Origin of the sequence: Pseudomonas sp. DCB_BI (assembly GCF_026240995.1) — a bacterium.
Taxonomy (GTDB): domain Bacteria; phylum Pseudomonadota; class Gammaproteobacteria; order Pseudomonadales; family Pseudomonadaceae; genus Aquipseudomonas.
The window spans coordinates 1-3350 of sequence record NZ_JAPFCG010000046.1; the positions used below are offsets into that span (position 1 = coordinate 1).

The 3350-nt window shown below is 51.1% G+C and carries 2 rRNA genes; both read left to right on the forward strand.

Going from position 1 to position 3350, the window contains the following annotated elements:
• The first annotated feature begins 194 nt into the window (after positions 1-194).
• Positions 195-3087: ribosomal RNA gene (locus OO258_RS27185) — 23S ribosomal RNA — on the forward strand.
• A gap of 145 nt (positions 3088-3232) precedes the next feature.
• A 5S ribosomal RNA gene (rrf, locus tag OO258_RS27190) occupies positions 3233-3348 on the forward strand.
• Positions 3349-3350 lie beyond the last annotated feature (2 nt).

Genomic DNA, 3350 nt, shown 5'->3' on the forward strand with positions numbered 1-3350 from the left:
TCGAATGTTGATTTCTGGCTTTTGTCAGATCGTTCTTTAAAAATTCGGATATGTGATAGATATAGACTGAACACCAGTTTCACTGCTGGTGGATCAGGCTAAGGTAAAATTTGTGAGTTCTGCTCGAAAGAGCAACGTACGAATTTTCGGCGAATGTCGTCTTCACAGTATAACCAGATTGCTTGGGGTTATATGGTCAAGTGAAGAAGCGCATACGGTGGATGCCTTGGCAGTCAGAGGCGATGAAAGACGTGGTAGCCTGCGATAAGCTTTGGGGAGTCGGCAAACAGACTGTGATCCAGAGATCTCTGAATGGGGGAACCCACTCAGCATAAGCTGAGTATCTTGTACTGAATACATAGGTGCAAGAGGCGAACCAGGGGAACTGAAACATCTAAGTACCCTGAGGAAAAGAAATCAACCGAGATTCCCTTAGTAGTGGCGAGCGAACGGGGACCAGCCCTTAAGTTGATTTGAGATTAGTGGAACGCTCTGGAAAGTGCGGCCATAGTGGGTGATAGCCCCGTACACGAAAATCTCTTGTCAATGAAATCGAGTAGGACGGAGCACGAGAAACTTTGTCTGAATATGGGGGGACCATCCTCCAAGGCTAAATACTACTGACTGACCGATAGTGAACCAGTACCGTGAGGGAAAGGCGAAAAGAACCCCGGAGAGGGGAGTGAAATAGAACCTGAAACCGTATGCGTACAAGCAGTGGGAGCCTACTTTGTTAGGTGACTGCGTACCTTTTGTATAATGGGTCAGCGACTTATATTCAGTGGCGAGCTTAACCGAATAGGGGAGGCGTAGCGAAAGCGAGTCTTAATAGGGCGTTTAGTCGCTGGGTATAGACCCGAAACCGGGCGATCTATCCATGGGCAGGTTGAAGGTTAGGTAACACTGACTGGAGGACCGAACCGACTACCGTTGAAAAGTTAGCGGATGACCTGTGGATCGGAGTGAAAGGCTAATCAAGCTCGGAGATAGCTGGTTCTCCTCGAAAGCTATTTAGGTAGCGCCTCATGTATCACTCCAGGGGGTAGAGCACTGTTTCGGCTAGGGGGTCATCCCGACTTACCAAACCGATGCAAACTCCGAATACCTGGAAGTGCCGAGCATGGGAGACACACGGCGGGTGCTAACGTCCGTCGTGAAAAGGGAAACAACCCAGACCGTCAGCTAAGGTCCCAAAGTCATGGTTAAGTGGGAAACGATGTGGGAAGGCTTAGACAGCTAGGAGGTTGGCTTAGAAGCAGCCACCCTTTAAAGAAAGCGTAATAGCTCACTAGTCGAGTCGGCCTGCGCGGAAGATGTAACGGGGCTCAAACCATGCACCGAAGCTACGGGTATCACCTTATGGTGATGCGGTAGAGGAGCGTTCTGTAAGCCTGTGAAGGTGAGTTGAGAAGCTTGCTGGAGGTATCAGAAGTGCGAATGCTGACATGAGTAACGACAATGCGAGTGAAAAACTCGCACGCCGAAAGACCAAGGTTTCCTGCGCAACGTTAATCGACGCAGGGTTAGTCGGTCCCTAAGGCGAGGCTGAAAAGCGTAGTCGATGGAAAACAGGTTAATATTCCTGTACTTCCAGTTATTGCGATGGAGGGACGGAGAAGGTTAGGCCAGCCTGGCGTTGGTTGTCCAGGTTTAAGGTGGTAGGCTGAAATCTTAGGCAAATCCGGGATTTCAAGGCCGAGAGCTGATGACGAGTTGCCTTTAGGCGACGAAGTGGTTGATACCATGCTTCCAAGAAAAGCTCCTAAGCTTCAGATAACTGGGAACCGTACCCCAAACCGACACAGGTGGTTAGGTAGAGAATACCAAGGCGCTTGAGAGAACTCGGGTGAAGGAACTAGGCAAAATGGCACCGTAACTTCGGGAGAAGGTGCGCCGGCGAGGGTGAAGGACTTGCTCCGTAAGCTCATGCCGGTCGAAGATACCAGGCCGCTGCGACTGTTTATTAAAAACACAGCACTCTGCAAACACGAAAGTGGACGTATAGGGTGTGACGCCTGCCCGGTGCCGGAAGGTTAATTGATGGGGTTAGCGCAAGCGAAGCTCTTGATCGAAGCCCCGGTAAACGGCGGCCGTAACTATAACGGTCCTAAGGTAGCGAAATTCCTTGTCGGGTAAGTTCCGACCTGCACGAATGGCGTAACGATGGCGGCGCTGTCTCCACCCGAGACTCAGTGAAATTGAAATCGCTGTGAAGATGCAGTGTATCCGCGGCTAGACGGAAAGACCCCGTGAACCTTTACTATAGCTTTGCACTGGACTTTGAATTTGCTTGTGTAGGATAGGTGGGAGGCTTTGAAGTGGGGACGCCAGTTCTCATGGAGCCATCCTTGAAATACCACCCTGGCAACTTTGAGGTTCTAACTCAGGTCCGTTATCCGGATCGAGGACAGTGTATGGTGGGTAGTTTGACTGGGGCGGTCTCCTCCCAAAGAGTAACGGAGGAGTACGAAGGTGCGCTCAGACCGGTCGGAAATCGGTCGTAGAGTATAAAGGCAAAAGCGCGCTTGACTGCGAGACAAACACGTCGAGCAGGTACGAAAGTAGGTCTTAGTGATCCGGTGGTTCTGTATGGAAGGGCCATCGCTCAACGGATAAAAGGTACTCCGGGGATAACAGGCTGATACCGCCCAAGAGTTCATATCGACGGCGGTGTTTGGCACCTCGATGTCGGCTCATCACATCCTGGGGCTGAAGCCGGTCCCAAGGGTATGGCTGTTCGCCATTTAAAGTGGTACGCGAGCTGGGTTTAGAACGTCGTGAGACAGTTCGGTCCCTATCTGCCGTGGACGTTTGAGATTTGAGAGGGGCTGCTCCTAGTACGAGAGGACCGGAGTGGACGAACCTCTGGTGTTCCGGTTGTCACGCCAGTGGCATTGCCGGGTAGCTATGTTCGGAAGAGATAACCGCTGAAAGCATCTAAGCGGGAAACTTGCCTCAAGATGAGATCTCACTGGGATCTTGAATCCCCTAAAGGGCCGTCGAAGACTACGACGTTGATAGGTTGGGTGTGTAAGCGCTGTGAGGCGTTGAGCTAACCAATACTAATTGCCCGTGAGGCTTGACCATATAACACCCAAGCAATTTGCTGACGCAGATTGCGGTGGTGAAGACGAAAGACCCGAAAATTCGTAAGACCACAAATTAAACGCAGCACCCATCACATATCCGGATTCGCTGGGCTGTCCATCTGGACATTCTGGCTACAGAATTTCTTGACGACCATAGAGCATTGGAACCACCTGATCCCATCCCGAACTCAGCAGTGAAACGATGCATCGCCGATGGTAGTGTGGGGTTTCCCCATGTGAGAGTAGGTCATCGTCAAGATT